This is a genomic window from Rhodobacteraceae bacterium Araon29 (assembly GCA_039640505.1).
Lineage (GTDB): Bacteria > Pseudomonadota > Alphaproteobacteria > Rhodobacterales > Rhodobacteraceae > CABZJG01.
Window position 1 is genome coordinate 1,317,515 of record CP046865.1, and the last position, 17,416, is coordinate 1,334,930.

A 17,416-nucleotide genomic window follows, 5' to 3' on the forward strand; every position below is an offset into this window, starting at 1 on the left:
ATCAGAATAAAGGTGTTTTGCGAATTTTCTCAGCCTAGCTTTCTTTGTTTTGCTCTTTGAAAACTGGAACCATCGAGTTCCAAACACCATCTTTCAAAAAACGGTGATAAACGGCAGCAAGGATATGCACCCCGATGAGCCAATAGATTAAAGAGACTGAAAACTCATGCACCCCGATTACCATTTCGATCAAAAGTCCGCTTTGGAAACCTTGCCCGTACAAGAAGCCGATCAGCAAACCTGATCCTGCAATTCCTGCTAGGCAGGCATACATGCCGTAATGCACCAATTTTGCGGCTAATTTTTGGATTCGGGGTGTTTCTTTGGGCAAGGAGGACTTTTGTGTTTTTTTCACATAGGCGAACCGTACTGCCAGTAAAAGTAAAAACGCTCCTGCGAACAGGACTTCAAATCTCAACAAAGCGTTGTCTTCTAATTGAGTGATGGAGTCTACTTGTTTGATGACCCCATAGACGAATAAAATAACAAAACCCCAATGCAATAGTTTTGCGAAAGAGCTGTAGCTGGTAACTGAAGTTTCTTCCTTGATGTCGTCCATCTTTGGTTAAATCCTCTCACTCTTTTTTATGCAAATGTAAATTACTCAAAAATTGAGCCGAGGCAATAGCAAGCTGAGGTCAGGTTTTCAAGGATTGGAGGCGAGTACCGGAATCGAACCGGTGTACACGGATTTGCAATCCGCTGCGTCACCACTCCGCCAACTCGCCTGAGAACAAAACTAAGTGGATTTTGCTTCGAGCCGCATCCATACTTTAACGCCTAAGCAAGCGCAAGAGCAGGTAGCGCGTTTTGCGACCAGTTTTTAATGGCCCCGCAGTATCCATAAGGTTTGGCCAAAGTGGCGCTGCAGTGGCCAGATGTTGTAACGGGTCTATGTCTATTAGATAAGGGATGAGCAGACTGATATGAGGTCTGATAAATTAACGACTGCCTATCCATTTAATAATGATATGTGGTCCTGTGTTGTGGGATAAATACTGGATGAACCCGCCGAATCTAACAGAGCTTTATAACCGCGCTTGGTCCTATCTTGTGGCTGGCGTTAAAGGACAAAGCACAGCGCGGTTGGTGGTGTTGGCCTCGGTCGACCCAAGCGGCCAGCCAGAAGCCCGCAGCGTGGTTTTGCGCAGCGCTGATCCGGCGCAAAGCCGGCTTGAATTTCACACTGATGTGGACTCGCAAAAAGTGACAAGTTTACACCACATGCCCAGGGCACAGATTCATGTCTGGGACCCAACGGACCATGTACAGCTGCGGTTGGATGTACAGGTAGCCTTGCGCCAAGATGATTATGCATCCGAGCAATGGAAAAAAGTTCCTGGTCCAAGCCAGATTGCTTATGGCAAAACGCCGTCAACTGGCCGGGTGATTCCGGGCCCTTTTGCTTATGAAACTACATCTTCGCAAGAAAATTTTGTTGTTGCAGACTGCTCGGTGCGCACAATTGACTACCTCTGTCTTGATGGGCCTCATTTTCGGGCTGTTTTTAAAGCATCAGACGGGTGGAAGGGCGCGTGGCTATCTCCTTAAAATAAAAATAGAATTGGTCAATTCACCATCATTCTCTACTTGCATTCAGTTTTATACTTTATTATTTCATGAAATATGGAAATAAAACCTGCAGAGTTTTTTCAGACGCTTGGTCATCCTCAAAGGATTGAGGTTTTTCGCTTGCTGGTGCGGCGCTATCCCGATGCGCTCGCAGCGGGTGAGATTGCTTTGGCTTTGGATGTTAAACCAAGCACGCTTTCGGTTTATCTAGGGGCCCTGCTGCGGGCGGGGCTTTTGGCGCAAGAGCGCCGAGGCACGTCATTGCTGTATCAAGCGCGCATCGAAACCATGCAGGGCGCACTTGCTTTTCTAGTCGATGATTGTTGCAAAGGGCGCACAGAGCTGTGTGCACCTAACCTAGAGCCACAGCCTCATGCGCGGCAAAATGTTTTGTTTCTGTGCACGGCAAACTCGGCACGATCGCTTTTTGCAGAGGCTATTTTGCACCATCTTGCAGGCGACAGCTTTGCTGTATTTTCTGCAGGCACCCACCCAGCGTTAGAACCAAACAAAAACGCAATGGCGGTGCTTTTGGCCAAAAGGTATGACACAGGGCCCCTGCAGAGCAAATCAACGGCTAAGTTTCTTGCCAAGGATGCCCCGAAGATGGATTTTGTTTTCACACTTTGTGACCAAGCGGCCAATGAAGATTGCTCTGTGTGGCAGGGCGCGCCCCTATCAAGCCATTGGGGACTGCCTGATCCCGCAGGGGTGCGCGGCTCAGATGCAGAGGTAAGAGCGGCGTATGAAGTGGTGTTTGAGAAAATTTATCAACGTGTTCAAGAATTTGTAGCCCTGCCGTTTGAAACCCTTGACCGCGGCTCACAGCAAAAGGCTGTGGATACTATCGCGCGATTGTGACTGGCCTCAAGAAAATAGGTAAAATAAAATGACAACTTATGCAGTGAACGGTTTAGGCCGAATTGGAAAATTAGCGTTGCAGCCATTGCTCGAAGCCGGTGCGGAAATTGCCTTTTTAAACGATGTGGTCGGCGACCCGCAGATGCATGCCCATTTGATAGAATTTGACAGTGTGCATGGTCGCTGGTCCGGCGAATTTTCTCATGATCCAAACGCAATCACCATAAACGGGATACGGCTTCCGATACATTGCTGCGCGGCACTTGAAGACTTACCGCTGGAAGGTGTTGATGTGGTGATTGATTGCACCGGCGCTTTCAAAACCGAAGCCGCTTTGGCCCCTTATTTTGCGGCAGGGGTGAAAAAAGTGGTGGTTTCAGCGCCGGTAAAAGACGGGCCCACTGCAAACATTGTCTATGGCGTCAACACGCAAGCTTATGACCCAGACGTTCATCAAATTATCACTGCAGCCTCTTGCACCACCAATTGTTTGGCGCCGGTGGTCAAAGTCATTCATGAAAATTTAGGCATTTCGCATGGATCAATTACTACAATCCACGATGTAACCAACACCCAGACGATTGTGGACCGGCCCGCCAAAGACTTGCGCCGCGCGCGCTCGGCTTTGAACTCTTTGATCCCCACAACCACGGGATCGGCGACTGCCATTACATTAATCTATCCCGAACTGGCCGGAAAGCTCAACGGTCATGCGGTGCGTGTGCCGCTTTTGAATGCCTCTTTAACTGACTGTGTTTTTGAAGTGCAAAGGCCAACTGATGTTGCTGAGGTAAACAGGCTGTTTAAGGCTGCCGCCGAGGGGGAGTTAAGGGGCATATTGGGCTATGAAGAGCGGCCACTTGTTTCAACCGATTACACCAATGATCCAAGATCGAGCATTATTGATGCGCTCTCAACTATGGTGGTGAATGGAACGCAGGTGAAAGTATACGCTTGGTACGACAATGAATGGGGCTATGCGCAGCGTTTGATCGATGTAGCTTTGATGGTTGGCAACCGCCTATGATAGATCGTCGGCAGGCCCTGAATGCCTATAGTGCGGTCACGGCCGCCTATTGGGCCTTTATGCTCACCGATGGGGCGCTGCGGATGCTGGTGTTGCTGCATTTTCACACCTTGGGGTTTTCCCCGGTGCAACTGGCCTATTTGTTTGTCCTTTATGAAGTCGCCGGGATTGTGACCAATTTATATGCCGGTTGGATTGCTGCCCGGTTTGGTCTTAAAGCAACGCTCTTTGCCGGCCTTGGCCTGCAGATTGTGGCGCTGATTGCATTGACGCAATTGGATCCGGCATGGTCAGTTGGGGTATCAGTCGTTTTTGTGATGCTGGTTCAGGGGCTGTCAGGTGTCGCCAAAGATCTGGCCAAGATGAGCTCAAAATCAGCTGTTAAGCTGCTTGCGCCCACCGCAGAAGGGGCGCTGTTTCGCTGGGTTGCGATCCTGACCGGTTCCAAAAATGCGGTAAAAGGTCTGGGATTTTTGCTCGGCGCAAGCTTTTTGGGGCTGTTTGGGTTTGTTCCAGTGGTTCTGAGCATGGCGCTGATATTGGCTGCGATCCTCTTCTCGCTGCTATTGTGGATGCCGGCGGGATTGTCACAGGGCCGTAAAAGCGCAAAGTTTTCCGAGGTATTTTCCAAAAACCCCCAAATCAATTGGCTGTCCTTTGCGCGGGTCTTTCTGTTCGGCGCACGCGATGTATGGTTTGTGGTCGGTATCCCGATCTATTTCTATGCTGTTTGGTCTGATGGCACCAAAGCCGGTAACCAAAGCGCTTTTTTCACAATCGGGATATTTATGGCGCTTTGGATCATTCTTTACGGATTGGTACAGGCCAATGCCCCAAGGCTTTTGCGCGCGAGGCAGCGCGGGCAGGGCGCCCTGATCAAAGACAGCGCGACGTGGGTTTTGGGGTTGGCCGTGGTGCCAGCAGTTCTTGCACTGGTGCTATATCTCACGGTGTCGCCCACATCCGTCACCACAAGCGTCCTCGTGATTGGCCTGCTGTTATTCGGCGCGGTGTTTGCCGTTAATTCAGCGCTGCATTCTTATCTAATTCTTGCGTTTACAGAACGTGAACGCGTGACAATGGATGTAGGCTTTTACTATATGTCCAATGCGGCCGGACGACTTTTGGGAACTGTTCTTTCGGGGCTGAGTTATCAATTGGGCGGCGTTTGGCTGTGCTTGGCTGTGGCCAGTGCCATGTTGCTTATAAGCGCGCTGGGCGCTCACAAGCTGCGCTCAGTTTGAACTTTTTTAGAGCATTTAGCCACGCATATTCAGTCATTACTCTGTAGGTGAAGTGGCAAACACATCCAAAAAACTGGTCAGGTTATCCGCCAGCGCATCACAGATGTAGCCACCCTCTTGTACCAGTAGGGTTGGCCGGTTTAACGCCTTGATCGCTTCGGCAATACGAGCAAATCCTTTGGTGGTAATGGCCAGACCTTTAAAGGGGTCATCGACAAAAGCATCTAGTCCCAATGCCACCACAATTACATCCGTTCCAAAGTCATCTATATGTTTTAGGGCAAGATCAAGATGCTGCAAATAGGCATCATCTGCCGTGCCGCGCTCCAACGGTATATTCAGGTTATAACCGACGCCCTGATCTGTGCCTTTTTCCTGAGAATGACCCCAGAAAAAAGGATAAAACCGCTCTGGATTAGCATGCAGAGATACTGTGAAGACGTCATGTCTTGGATAAAAAATACCTTGCGTGCCGTTTCCATGGTGCACATCAATATCCAAAATGACGGGCCGAAAACCGTGATTGCGCAGGCGATCGGCTGCAATTGCGGAATTGTTTAAGAAACAAAATCCACCCGCAAGATCGGCAAAGGCGTGATGTCCGGGGGGACGTGACAAAACATAGGCGGCGCGGTTTCCGGCGGCCAGTGTATCAGCCCCGGCTATTGCCGATTGCGCCGACCAATAGGCCGCATTCCAAGTGCCTTCGGCAATCGGGCAGGCAGTATCCGCTTGATGAAACCCCGCTTGACCCACCGCGGATTTCGGATAGCTGTCTGTGCGGTTCATCGGGTGAACATTTGGGATCACTTCGGCGCCGCCGCCTTTAATATGGCCCCAACGTTGATAGATAGTTTGTAAAAACCGCAAGTATTGCGGCGAGTGTATCGCGGCAATCGGGCCCAGTCCGGCATCATCTGGGCTTAAAAAGTTACATCCAGCCGCCACCGCGCCTTTTCGCAAAATTTCAATGCGCTGCGGCTGTTCCGGGTTGGGTGAGATCGCACCATTGGCCATGAAATGCTTCGGGTTATGGTCCCACTGGCGCTTGTCAAAAAAGGCTTTCATCGTTGATCCTAGTCCTGTTTGGGGCAAGAATAGGCAAAGCGTCTGTTATTGTCACCGCAAAACCAAGGATATCAAATTGGACCGTTAATGTTTTACAGACCATTTTTACAATTATATTGAATTGAGGCGATGTGCACAGAGGTCTGCGTCAGTACAAACTGATTTCTTCTACCCAAAGGTCGGCCCGATGATCTTTGCCGTAGGCGACCACGCCCAAGCTAGAAATAGACCGTGGCCGCAAGGATTTGCGCATGCCACGACCTGATGAGACAAAGCTGTCAAATGGCAACCACACCTCGGTCCACTCGGATGTTGTAGGGAATTCTGCTGAGTAATATTGCCATGGAAGATAACTACCTGATGTTCTCAAATGGATATAGTATGTTTCCCCATTGCCTTTAACGCGCAACCGCAGCCCTTTCGCATTTTGCGCGGTTTTACCGATAAAGCTCGTGCGAATTTGGATAAATCCGCCGTTATTGGCGGTTGAAACCCGACCGTAAAGATATGCGGCGGGTCCAATATCGGTTTGCACAATACGGGCGCTGCCATTAGATACACCGCCCATGACCGTATCGGCAAAGTAGCTCCACTGGCCATTTGAATTTGGTGAAAAGTCATCAATCAGCATGGATTGAGCCCCCCCTTGATGGGCGAAAAGCATAAAACCGATGATGAGCCAAATGCGCTTAACCAACATGTCTGACAGCCTCCTTTTTTCCAAATGTAGGGCGCAAAGTACCTTTGAGAAGGGTTCTTTACGGAAAAATAGGTCTATTTTGGAGGCTGGTTAAACCGATAAGCCGCCACCGCTGGATTGTGAGGCAGCCTTAATTTTTTGGTTGCCAAGTTTCCACACTGGGGCATATCTTGATATGGCGCGACCACAGGAGGCAGCATGAGCAAAGCTTTGCGGATTAACGGGGAAACCCATGAAGCCGACCTTCCTGATGATGTGCCTCTTTTGTGGGTATTGCGAGATGCTTTCGGTCTAACTGGAACGAAATACGGTTGCGGTGTTGCCGCCTGCGGCGCTTGTACGGTGCATATAGATGGCACAGCGATGAGATCATGTCAGGTGACACTGGGCGACGTAGATGGCGAGATTACCACAATTGAAGGGCTAGCGACTACCGACATGGCGATTTTGCAACAAAGCTGGATTGACCACCAGGTGGCGCAATGCGGTTATTGCCAATCGGGGCAGTTGATGCAAGCAGCCAGTTTGTTGGCCGACAACCCAAACCCAAGTGATGCGGAAATAGACGCTGCCATGAATGGCAATCTCTGCCGCTGCGGGACCTATCCAAGAATTCGCCGCGCGATACATGATGCGGCTGAAAAACGATTGCAGCAGGGGTAGCCAATGGGACGCATCAAAACAATTGCACGCCGCAGTTTTCTTGTTGGATCTGCCGCTGTTGTTGGCGGGGTTGCCTTTGGCGCTTACAAGCTGCGCGAAACACCGCAAAACCCTCTGACGCAAAGCTATGGAAGTGCGGCGCTAAATCCGTTTGTCATTATTGATCAAAACGGGGTGACGCTCATTGCTCCAAAAGCGGAAATGGGGCAGGGTGTACACACTACATGGGCCGCGCTTATCGCCGAAGAGCTAGATTTGGACTGGCAGGATATAAAAGTGCTGCACGGCCCGCCGGCCAAAGCCTATTATAATTCGGCTTTGATGGGCATGGCGCTGCCGTTCCAAGATTACGAAATGACGGATTTCAAGAAATCCATACAAGAAATTGTGGGCGACACCGCAAAGCTTATTGGATTGCAGCTTACTGGCGGTTCGACATCTGCAAAAGATGGATTTGATCGCATGCGTATTGCTGGGGCGTCGGCGCGGGAAACGCTTAAACTGGCAGCGGCGCAGCAATTGGGTATCCCAGTAGATCAGCTATCAACCGATGCGGGCCATGTACTTGCCCCAGATGGCAGCAAGCTGAGCTACAGTGCACTGGCGCTTGCAGCGGCAGAGATTGATCCTCCAAGGGTGACGCTGCGGGATCCAAGCACATGGCGCTATCTTGGCAAAACCATGCCGCGCATCGACATGGCCGAAAAGGTCACCGGTGCGGCGAAATATGGCTCTGACATCGCGCTTCAAGGTTTGCGGTTTGCCACCGTTAAAATGAACCCCAAACATTCTGGAATGAAATCTTTTGATGCGCGAGTGGCAAAGGAAATGCCCGGGGTTGAAAAGGTTATAGATCTGGGCGACGGCTTTGCGGTTGTTGCCACTAACACATGGCTTGCGATGCAGGCTGCAGAAGCCGTCAATGTCATATGGGAAGCTGCGCCTTATCCCCAGACAAGCGATACGATGCAAAAGGCGTTTGTCGCCGCTTTGTCTAAGCAGCCGGAGGCGATAGAGTTAAAATCCGGTGATTTTGATGAACCGCACAAAGGTACAAAAATTGATGCCGAGTACTCTGTGCCTTGGCTGGCACATGCAAGCATGGAACCAATGACAGCTACGGCGCTTTTCGAAAACGGTGAACTATCGGTATGGGCCGGAAATCAAGCTCCTCTATCAGCGCAAAAGGCCTGTGCAGAAGCGGTTGGTATTGAGCCCGAAAAGGTCACTTTAAACACGCCCTACATTGGGGGCAGTTTCGGGCGTCGCGGCAATACGGACTTTACGGTGCAAGTGGCTAAAATTGCAGCAGCTCTGCCCGGCACACCCATCCGGCTTGTTTGGAGCCGCGAAGAAGACATGCGCAGGGATTATTACCGCACTGCGGCCACTGCCCGTTTCAAAGGCGTGATAGAGAATGGAACCGCCCTTACGATAGATGGAAACATCGCAGCGGTCTCAAGCGAGGTTGTTGGCCCGGGCAAACACCTTCCCGGTGTGCAGGATCAGCCCTATGATATCCCCAATTATCGCATGGCAGGCCATGCGGTGAACCTGGCGGTGCCAACCGGATACTGGCGTGCGGTAGAGCACTCGTTTAATTGTTTTTTTCTGGAAAGCTTTATTGATGAAATGGCAATTGCTGCTTCACGCGATCCACTTACCTTCCGGCTTGATATGCTAGCAAAACAGCACGCGCCAAGCGCCAAACTGCTTGAAACAGTCGCCGAGATGTCAAGCTGGGGTGCAGCAAACGGCGGAAATTCTGCCAAAGGTGTTGCGTTCAGCTATTCTTTTGGTACGCCTGTGGCCACAGTCTGTGAGGTGGTTAATACAGACGGGATGATAGAGCTATCGAACATTTGGATTGCTTGTGACGTGGGAACAGCACTGGACCCGGGAAATATCGAAGCCCAAATGGTAGGAGGCTCGCTCTATGGATTATCTGCGGCTCTATACGGTGAGATAACTTTTTATGACGGTGAGGTAGAGCAGACAAATTTTCCCGACTACGACGCCATTAGGATGGCCAATTGCCCGGACTTTGAGGTCAAAATACTTGAAAATAATCCCTATATTGGGGGGGTGGGTGAGGCCTCGACACCTCCTGCCGCACCGGCGCTGACCAATGCGCTTTTCGCTTTGACTGGACAGCGCGCGCGCAAATTGCCACTTTATACGCAGTTCAATTTATAGGGCGGTTATGGAAGTTACGTTAAAGCGTGTTTGGTTTTACAGTATGGCTCTTGCGGTGCTGGCAACTTGCAGTCTGTGGTCTCTAAATATTTTTATTGGCGATATGGTGTTTGCCGAAGATCAGGGATTTAACTGGTATTATTGGAAACGCACCGATCCCGACTTTTGGTCCCGCGCAAGTATGTGGGGCGCCTATGTGCTGCACCAGCTCTTTATCTGGGGGGTGATCGCATGGGCCCAGAAAAATCGTGATAAGCTGCGTAAACGCAATAAACTGCATGGGATCAACGTGATTGCGCTCGCTGGAACCGCCTTTTTCGTGGTGCTTCACTATGCCCAAACCGCGGTTTTCTACGATGGCTTGGGACAGGATTTGCCGGTGATCTCATCGCAGATGTCGGTGATTTTCCTCTTGGTCATTGTGCTTTTGATGGAAGCCCCGAGGCGCGGGCTATTTTGGGGTGCGGGCAAGTCATGGTTTTCCCGCATACGCCCGATTTTGATCCGCTATCACGGCTACTACTTTGCTTGGGCGATCACCTTTACTTATTGGTACCACCCAATGGAAACCACGCTTGGGCATTTGTTTGGCTTTCTCTACACCTTCTTTTTATTCATTCAGGCGGGATTTATCTTCACCACCGTGCATACCAACCGCTATTGGACAGTATTCCTAGAGGTTTTGGTTCTGGTGCATGGTGTGGTGGTTGCCCTTGTGGCAGGTCAGGACTTTTGGCCGATGTTTGGCTTTGGCTTTCTGTTCCTGCTGGTGATGACCCAAATCCATGGATTAGGTCTGGCCAAGCGGTGGATTTGGATGTTTACGGCTGCTTCCGTAGCTGCTGCCATCGTGGTCTATTCAGAGCGCGGCTGGGATAAGGCAAACGAGGTGCTGAGAATACCGATGATTGACTATATCCTTGTGTTTTTAATTGGCGGTATCTTGATTGCGGTACAGCGCTTGCGCGAAGCGCGCAGAGGATAAAATTATCGTTCTTTCCGAATATTCGGGATGCACGCAAAATGCTTCTTAACAAGCCCTAGGATTTCTAGGATCCGCCCAAAGGACCGAAAAGGACAGATACAATGCTTATCCCAACCCAACAGGCACCCTCTTTGGCGGTGCCAACTCTGGCCCATGGAGACTTTACTCTGGCTCACCAAAAGCCGCAGAATTTCACTATGGTGGTGTTTTTTCGCGGCCTGCATTGCCCGATTTGTGCCACCTACCTTAAGGATTTGACACAGAAGATTTCTGAATTTGAAGCGCTGGGCGTTGAGTGCATTGCGGTCTCATCCGACCCGCGCGATCGGGCCGAGCAAATGGCGGAGAAAGTTGGCTCGTCCAAATTGCGGTATGGCTATGATTTTAGCATTGCCCAAGCGCGGAACTGGGGACTGCATATTTCGAAAGGCCGCGGAAAAACATCCATCGGGGTGGAAGAGCTTGCGCTATATGCCGAACCGGGAATGTTTTTGATCCGTCCGGACAATAGCCTGTTTTATGTCTCTTCTCAGTCGATGCCTTTTGCCCGTCCGTCTTTTGCAGATATGCTTGGCGCAGTGCGCTTTATACTTGAGAAAAACTATCCAGCGCGCGGGGATGTGGTTTACGAAAAATAAGTAACGACAAACTCAGAATACTTATCTTTTTATTGAGGCATTTTATGCCGAATTTTAACTTCCCAGGGTTGATTTTCCTGATAAATATCTTTATTCAGGTTGTATGTTGGCGCGTGTTTTTATAGCTAGTTGTATCTTATCGCTTCTGTTTGTGATTGCTATAACTTTGGTTGGCTATGAGTTGAGCGAATTTGGTATAGAAATAGCTAGAACCTTTGTTATTGTATTTACGGCAGGTCCCATAATCATTGAAAGGTTCAATAAGGGCCCGTTTAAGAATAAATACCTTACCTTTTAAGCGAAATTTTCGCAGCGTATCTATGTTTCATACTTTGGGCAAAAGTAGCCATCAAAGATGTATATTGGCGCTTCTTTAGGATAAAGCGTCAACTGCACGGCCAAGCTGGCCGATTAAATCACCAGCAGTGATGCGCGCGTGACCTTCCTCAATCAATAAACTGGCGGCTTTGCTGTGCAGCCAGACCGCGGTGCGTTCAGGTGTGGCACACCCCTGTGCCAAGAGCGCGCCTAAAATGCCGGCTAGCACATCGCCCGATCCTGCAGTGCCCAAAGCGCTGTTGGCAAAGGGGTTGACATAAATTGGATCTGGGCCGGTAAGGGTTCCTGCGCCTTTTAGAACCCACTGGCCGCCATATCTGTCTTGAAGTTCTTGAAGAGCTGCAAATCTGTTCTCTGGCAAAGTGCCGAGCAAAGCCCGGGCTTCGCCGGGATGCGGGGTGGCAATCCACGGCGCGCCGCGCTGCTTGGGGCGGGTGCGGGCCAGCCAATGCAGACCGTCGGCATCTAGTACAAGAGGGATATCTAACTCCCATACGACGCTTAGAAAGGCGTCTGCCTCTGCGCCAAGCCCGGGGCCAGCCACAATCGCATCCATGTTGCGCGCGGTTTGGCAAAAGGGGTCAAGCGATTTTTCCACACCAATCAGCTCCAGCGGTCTTTGGGCAAAATCCGGACCGCACACATAGACTTTCCCTGCGCCGGTTTTAAGGGCTGCCAACCCCGCCAGTGCACCGGCGCCCTCCATGCCGCTCCAACCGCCGAGCACCAGCACATTGCCATGGGTGCCTTTGTGCCCGCTTGGTGCACGTTTTAGGGATGGAAGGGCGCTTTTTTCAATTAAATATGAGGTTGGGTCCACATGGGTTTCAGGAGCTTCGCATCCAAGATTGTCAAAACAAAGCTCGCCGCAGTAATCTGGCCCTGATCCGGTATAGCAGCCTTGTTTTCGGGTTAGGCACATCATTGTGATGTCCGCAGTAACTGCCGCCCCGGGCGCCAAGCCAGAGCTTGCATCGAGCCCTGAAGGCACATCAATCGCAATCACATGCGCGCCTTTTTGACGGGCCTGATTGACCCATTTAATGGCCGTTTTGATATCCCCTTCGGGTGGCCGGTTAAAGCCTATGCCAAGAAGCCCATCAACAATAATATCGCCGGGCGAAATCTGCTTTAAGTCCGGCAAATCTGCTTGGGTGTCTAGGCCAAGCTCTTTTGCAAAAACGCTCACGGGATGCAGCGGATCAAGCGCTGCGCCGCAAGATAGCAAGCTGACTGCCCGCTGCTTTAGCAGTGCCAGTATAGCCACCCCATAGGCATCGCCGCCATTATTGCCCGCACCTGCAAGGCACCAGATTTTACCGCCTGCATCAAAGCCCTGTAGTTTGTCGAAAACAGCGCTTGCCGCCCGCATCATCAGCAAGCTGGCGGGTGCTTTGGTTTGACAATATATCCGGTCTAGTTGCCGCGAAGAATGTGCATCGTAAAGTTCCACCTGCATGACCTTTATAAAACAGTCCCCTAGAGCTTATGGGGCAAAACCAGTCTCGACCAGAAAAAAATGTTGTTCCACAGCCTCGTATAGCTTTGCCAAGCAGCAAGGTGCTCAGGCTCTTTTTTTTTGCGCTGCTATTAGCGTGAATTATTTAACCGCTGGTCCCTGCCGTTTGGTGCGCATTGCGCCATTGTGGGGTTATTGGGCAATACTACACCGAAGCGCTGGTTGGTGATCCAAATACACCGTAATAGCATCGCCCGGATGTACCGGATAAAGCCCTAGCGTCGTCCCAGTAAGCACCAGATCGCCATTTGACAGTTTTAGATCGTGCGCTGCCAGATGATCTTCTAGCCAATCCAGTGACCCCTCTGGGCCGCCCGGCATCGGCCACAGCGTGTCAGTGTCAAAAACTTCGCCATTGATCCTTACGGATAGGGTTGCGGGCTGCTCCATATAGGTGTTCGAAGCCTGCCAAGACTTTGCTGGCACCATCACGCCGGCATTCAAACCGTTATTTGCGATCAACTCTGACAGATTCTTTTCCGGTGCTCGGAAAACAAAATTGTGCAATTCGATAACTGGAAAAACGGCGGCAATCTTACCATGATGCCCGATTTGAAGCGCCATTTCGCCCTCAATGGCCAGATTGCAGAATGCTTCGGGTGCCAGCACAGTTCCATCATCCCGAATTTCGTCTGTGAACAACGTGCCACGGATCGGGCCCGCCATCCCGAATTGTGCTGTTGTGCCCGGGCCAGTACAGCCGACTTTATAGCCAGCAACGTGCTCGCCTTCTGCGACACGAAGCTTGGTCATTGCATCTTGCACTGCGTATGCTTCGCTGACATCCAAGCCAAAACCCGCATCAGCAAAACAGGTCCCAGGAGTGCGTGCCCGATAATCTTGTACTTGTCGCACTGCAAGCTGTTCGATGTCACTAGCCAATATCATAACCTGCAACCTTTGCGATAAAGCGGGCTGGAGTAGCCCTTAAAACACTTACTAGTCTGCGGGATTTTGGCTTGAATGATGCTTTGCAGGGTGATTATCAGGCCCCTCGCTGCCGGCAATAGAAAAGGCCCATTCGCCATCACGCAGCACAGCCACCTTGCTGCCATCTTCGCTAATGCCGTCAATATTGATATCTTGCGAACCGATCATCCAATCCACGTGGATCATCGAGCTGTTGCCGCCGCGCGCGGTGATGTCCTCTTTGCTCGCGGTGTCGCCGTCGGTGAAACATTTTGAATAACATTGCCCCAAAGCGATATGGCAGGCAGCGTTTTCATCAAACAAAGTGTTGTAGAATAGCAAACCGGATTGCGAAATTGGCGAGCTATGCGGCACGAGCGCGACCTCGCCCAAGCGGCGTGCCCCCGGATCACTGTCCAAAAGCGATATAAGCACGTCTTCACCTTTGCTGGCTTTGGCGTCGACAATATTTCCCTTTTCAAAACGCACTTCGATATTTTCGATAAGATTGCCTTGATGAGACAGGGGTTTGGTTGAGCGTACATAGCCCTCGACCTTTGCGGCATGGGGCGTGGTAAACACCTCTTCGGTGGGGATGTTCGGATTGCAAGTGATACCATTTTTTGCGGTTGAAGCGCCGCCCATCCAAGCGTGTTGTTCGGCCAGCCCCACACGTAAATCAGTGCCCGGGCCGGTGAAATGCAAGGCGGCAAACCGGTGGTCATTCAGCCAGTTTGTGCGGTTGCGCAGCATATCATTATGCGCACGCCATTCACGGACCGGATCGGGTCCTACCACCCGCGAGGCGGAAAAAATTGCGTCAGCAAGTTGGGCTTGTGCGGCCTCGGTAGACAGCTCTGGAAACACACGTTTCGCCCAAACAGCGCCAGGCCAAGATACAATGTTCCAATTGACGTTGAACTGGGTAATGCGTTCCAAAGCCGGTAAATGTGCCTTTGACATGGCTTTGTTAACACGGCTCACACTGCTGGGGTCCTGACCTGATAGAAGCATCGGGTCGTCCCCGACGATTGCCAGACGTGCGGTATTGTTATCAAAGGCTTCGGCCATGCCATTATAAAGCCAGTTTGCGGCTGTATCAAAACTACTGGCAGAGCCGTGTGCGTACCGCGCTAGAGTGATCTCGGGATCAGACAACAGCGGGGTGACCACACCTGCGCCTGCCTGATAGGCATGCACAGCAATCCGGCGCACCAGTGGCAAAGCCTCGGCCGGCGCAGTGATCAAAAGATCCTGACCCTGCTCGAGGGCAAGCCCTGTTTGAACCGACAGCTGTGCCAGTTTATCAAGTTTGGTTTCATCAAATGGGAGCGTTGCAGTCATGGTCGATATCTCTAATGAGGCAGATTTGCGCATTTCGTATTACGAGTGAAATTGCGGTGGCACAACTAAATTCTGTAATCATTTGCTTTACTGGAAGGCCATAGGTCGTAATACGCTTAATTTGCCAGCACGTGCCATACGCTACCCAAAGGGCCGCAACGTTACAGGTTTTCGTGCCCAGCCTTCTTATGGTATCTTCAATTTACGTCGTGAAGTGTTGGTAGGTTAATACGTAGGAGAAGGCATAATGTCTCAGTCTGGTTTTTTGTTAATTGCCGATATCAGCGGCTATACCGAGTTTATTCAGCTTCATAATATGCGAAAACGGCCGATAGTGGGCGATAAAATGGCCGATATGTTCGAGTCGCACGCAGAAGTTATAATTTCTGATTTGCTTGAAACAGTTATCGACGCAATTGAGCCAAAAATGCAGCTTAATAAGCTAGAAGGCGACGCGGCATTTTTCTTTTGTGACGTCACAGACGATAAAAATCAGTCAGATGAAATTATAGAATTGATGGACGCGGCCAATGAAGCCTTTAAGGCCAAATTAACCGAGCTTGTTTTTGTGCAGGCTTGCGGCTGTGATCCTTGCCGCCAGTCGAAAAACTTAAGGTTAAAAATTGTTGCCCATAAAGGTGAATTCACGGTTCAAAAAATCCGCCGATTTGAAGAACTGGCTGGAGAAGATGTTGTTTTGGTTCACCGCCTGCTTAAAAATGATCTAAAAAGTGATGAGTACTGGCTGGTTACGCCCGAATTCTACGCAGGTTTGAACCCGGAAAACCAAAGTCTGTTTGCCAAGGTTAGTCAAAAGCTTGAAAACTTTGGTACAGTGAAATTGAACTATCTTGAGTTCAGCACGCCCGAGCCTCGTAATGAAAAAGTCGAAAGCCGCTCGCGGACTTTCAACTGGTTCGTTCAGGCCGGTTATTTTTCGCGGATGCTGATTAAACGTGGGCTTCGTGGGAAGTCTCGGGGGGCCTAATCGGATAAGCCGCAGCGGTTCTGTTAGCCAGCTTGTTCAATCGCTGCTGGTTTAATCAGGAAATAAACCAAGGCTGCCAGCAAAGCCCATAGAATTGCTAATAAGTGCATGATTAAGTTAATGGAATATGTTTCTGCCAGAAAGCCAACGATGGTTGGTCCAAAAACAAATCCGGTAAAGGCAATTAAGTTAATATCGCCAACATTTTTTTGGGTTTCAGCATCGTCGTTTGTGACACCAAGACCCAATAAAACAGGGAAGAAATTTGACGTAAGTAATCCAAAAATAAAAAACCCGCAGACAATCACTGAAACATTACCTGCCTGTAAACAAAATAGAAGCAAGACGCACCCAACGAGCGTAAAAGTCACGCCAACGGTGCGTTCACCATAGCGGCCAAGCAAACGTTCGCCGAAAATCCGCGAGATGATCTCACCGGAATTGAAAGCAAAGATAATGATGCCGCCCAATGCCAAGGCCACGCCTAAATCCCGCGTTAACCACAGGGCCGACCAATCCATAATAATACCGACAGTGCCAAAATTTAGGGCCGCAAGAATACCCAAAAAGATCGCTGTCCTTGATGTAGGTTTCGCCGTTTTTGATTGCTTGGGTGGGATATGGTGAACGGTTTTAAGCTTGGCTAAAGCGAGCGCAAGTAAAAGCACAAGTATGGATGCACAGAGCAGCGCATATTCCTCTTTTTCAAAATTGCTAAGGAGTAATCCGCCCAAAATCGTACCTGTCAAACCGCCGATCGAGAAACACGCCATGTGAAATGGCATGAGCTTGCGGCCCAATTTCTTTTCATAGCTTGCAGTGGCCGAAACAACGCTTGAATTGAGCACTCCAAAACTAATGCTTATGGGAAGGGCTAAAACCAAAAGAGCCATATAGCTCTGCGACGTTGCCCAAATAAAGAAAATTACAGGGAAAGACAAAAGACCAGCCTTAATCAAAAATTCGGGTGAAAAACGGGTAAGCAAAAAACGATTAGAGATTTGGATTGATGCCAAAGAGCCAATGCCAAACGACATTAATACAAAGCCAAAGTCAGATTCGGATATTGAAATTTGATGGATTTTCCAGGGAATAAAAACAAACCACACAGCGATTAATGTCATTGCCAACCAAATTGAAACTCTGGTGAGAATTAGATTTCGGGACAATTCATTAATAGACATTTTCAATCCCTTGCTAGAAAAACTATATTTGTGGGTGTTAATATTAACACCCGAAGATGCAGATATTTCCTAATCTAAATATTAATTAATATTGGATATTTATGAAATGATAGGAGTCAAAGTGTTAATTTAATTAGGATGGGAAATATATTTACGCATTTGCATAATTATTAATCACT

16 protein-coding genes and 1 tRNA gene are annotated in these 17,416 nt (G+C 49.9%); 9 read left to right on the top strand and 8 right to left on the bottom strand.

Annotation, left to right across the window (positions count from 1 at the left end; all coding sequences use genetic code 11):
* Window positions 1–34 precede the first annotated feature (34 nt).
* Window positions 35–559 carry a cytochrome b/b6 domain-containing protein gene (locus tag GN278_06145; protein XAT60438.1) on the bottom strand — a complete coding sequence of 175 codons (525 nt, stop codon included), beginning with the start codon at window positions 557–559 and terminating at the stop codon, window positions 35–37.
* 95 nt (window positions 560–654) lie between these two features.
* Window positions 655–728, bottom strand: a tRNA-Cys gene (locus tag GN278_06150).
* Window positions 729–966: 238 nt separating this feature from the next.
* Here GN278_06150 and GN278_06155 point away from each other — a divergent pair.
* The 4 genes from GN278_06155 (at window position 967) to arsJ (ending at window position 4,704) form a co-directional block, all read left to right on the top strand.
* Window positions 967–1,551 (top strand): pyridoxamine 5'-phosphate oxidase, encoded by a 585-nt coding sequence (locus GN278_06155; protein ID XAT60439.1) that lies wholly within the window; start codon window positions 967–969, stop codon window positions 1,549–1,551.
* A gap of 75 nt (window positions 1,552–1,626) precedes the next feature.
* On the top strand, window positions 1,627–2,433 hold the full coding sequence (locus GN278_06160) for a helix-turn-helix domain-containing protein (GenBank protein XAT60440.1): 807 nt from the start codon (window positions 1,627–1,629) through the stop codon (window positions 2,431–2,433).
* A 28-nt stretch (window positions 2,434–2,461) separates the two neighbouring features.
* Entirely contained in the window at window positions 2,462–3,460 is a 999-nt protein-coding gene (locus GN278_06165) for an ArsJ-associated glyceraldehyde-3-phosphate dehydrogenase (protein ID XAT60441.1), read from the top strand.
* Window positions 3,457–4,704 carry an organoarsenical effux MFS transporter ArsJ gene (gene arsJ / locus GN278_06170; GenBank protein XAT60442.1) on the top strand — a complete coding sequence of 416 codons (1,248 nt, stop codon included), beginning with the start codon at window positions 3,457–3,459 and terminating at the stop codon, window positions 4,702–4,704. Before GN278_06165 ends, arsJ begins: the two co-directional genes overlap by 4 nt.
* Window positions 4,705–4,740: 36 nt before the next feature.
* On the opposite strand, the gene GN278_06175 is transcribed toward arsJ, so the two are convergent.
* Window positions 4,741–5,772, bottom strand: coding sequence for a histone deacetylase family protein (locus tag GN278_06175; GenBank protein XAT60443.1), 1,032 nt, complete (start codon window positions 5,770–5,772; stop codon window positions 4,741–4,743).
* A gap of 148 nt (window positions 5,773–5,920) precedes the next feature.
* Window positions 5,921–6,472, bottom strand: coding sequence for an NADH ubiquinone oxidoreductase (locus GN278_06180; GenBank protein ID XAT60444.1), 552 nt, complete (start codon window positions 6,470–6,472; stop codon window positions 5,921–5,923).
* Between the two features lie 198 nt (window positions 6,473–6,670).
* Here GN278_06180 and GN278_06185 point away from each other — a divergent pair, with 198 nt between their 5' ends.
* From GN278_06185 to GN278_06200, 4 genes are all read left to right on the top strand, one after another.
* Window positions 6,671–7,135 carry a 2Fe-2S iron-sulfur cluster binding domain-containing protein gene (locus GN278_06185; protein ID XAT60445.1) on the top strand — a complete coding sequence of 155 codons (465 nt, stop codon included), beginning with the start codon at window positions 6,671–6,673 and terminating at the stop codon, window positions 7,133–7,135.
* Between the two features lie 3 nt (window positions 7,136–7,138).
* The gene (locus GN278_06190; protein XAT60446.1) at window positions 7,139–9,331 is read left to right on the top strand and encodes a molybdopterin-dependent oxidoreductase; all 2,193 of its coding nucleotides are present in this window, start codon (window positions 7,139–7,141) and stop codon (window positions 9,329–9,331) included.
* Between the two features lie 7 nt (window positions 9,332–9,338).
* Window positions 9,339–10,316 carry a hypothetical protein gene (locus tag GN278_06195; protein XAT60447.1) on the top strand — a complete coding sequence of 326 codons (978 nt, stop codon included), beginning with the start codon at window positions 9,339–9,341 and terminating at the stop codon, window positions 10,314–10,316.
* A gap of 101 nt (window positions 10,317–10,417) precedes the next feature.
* Window positions 10,418–10,954: a redoxin domain-containing protein gene (locus GN278_06200; protein ID XAT60448.1), complete on the top strand. Its 537-nt coding sequence runs from the start codon at window positions 10,418–10,420 to the stop codon at window positions 10,952–10,954.
* Window positions 10,955–11,327: 373 nt separating this feature from the next.
* Here GN278_06200 and GN278_06205 read toward each other — a convergent pair whose 3' ends face one another.
* The 3 genes from GN278_06205 to GN278_06215 form a co-directional block, all read right to left on the bottom strand.
* Window positions 11,328–12,752, bottom strand: coding sequence for an NAD(P)H-hydrate dehydratase (locus GN278_06205; GenBank protein XAT60449.1), 1,425 nt, complete (start codon window positions 12,750–12,752; stop codon window positions 11,328–11,330).
* 192 nt (window positions 12,753–12,944) lie between these two features.
* Window positions 12,945–13,694 carry a hypothetical protein gene (locus GN278_06210; GenBank protein ID XAT62566.1) on the bottom strand — a complete coding sequence of 250 codons (750 nt, stop codon included), beginning with the start codon at window positions 13,692–13,694 and terminating at the stop codon, window positions 12,945–12,947.
* Between the two features lie 57 nt (window positions 13,695–13,751).
* Entirely contained in the window at window positions 13,752–15,065 is a 1,314-nt protein-coding gene (locus tag GN278_06215) for an aminopeptidase (protein XAT60450.1), read from the bottom strand.
* Between the two features lie 247 nt (window positions 15,066–15,312).
* Between GN278_06215 and GN278_06220 the strand changes: the two genes are divergently transcribed.
* Complete coding sequence (locus GN278_06220; GenBank protein ID XAT60451.1) at window positions 15,313–16,053, top strand: DUF2652 domain-containing protein; 741 nt, start codon at window positions 15,313–15,315, stop codon at window positions 16,051–16,053.
* 23 nt (window positions 16,054–16,076) lie between these two features.
* Here the strand turns inward: GN278_06220 and GN278_06225 are convergent, their stop codons facing one another.
* Window positions 16,077–17,237 carry an MFS transporter gene (locus GN278_06225; GenBank protein ID XAT60452.1) on the bottom strand — a complete coding sequence of 387 codons (1,161 nt, stop codon included), beginning with the start codon at window positions 17,235–17,237 and terminating at the stop codon, window positions 16,077–16,079.
* Window positions 17,238–17,416: the final 179 nt, after the last annotated feature.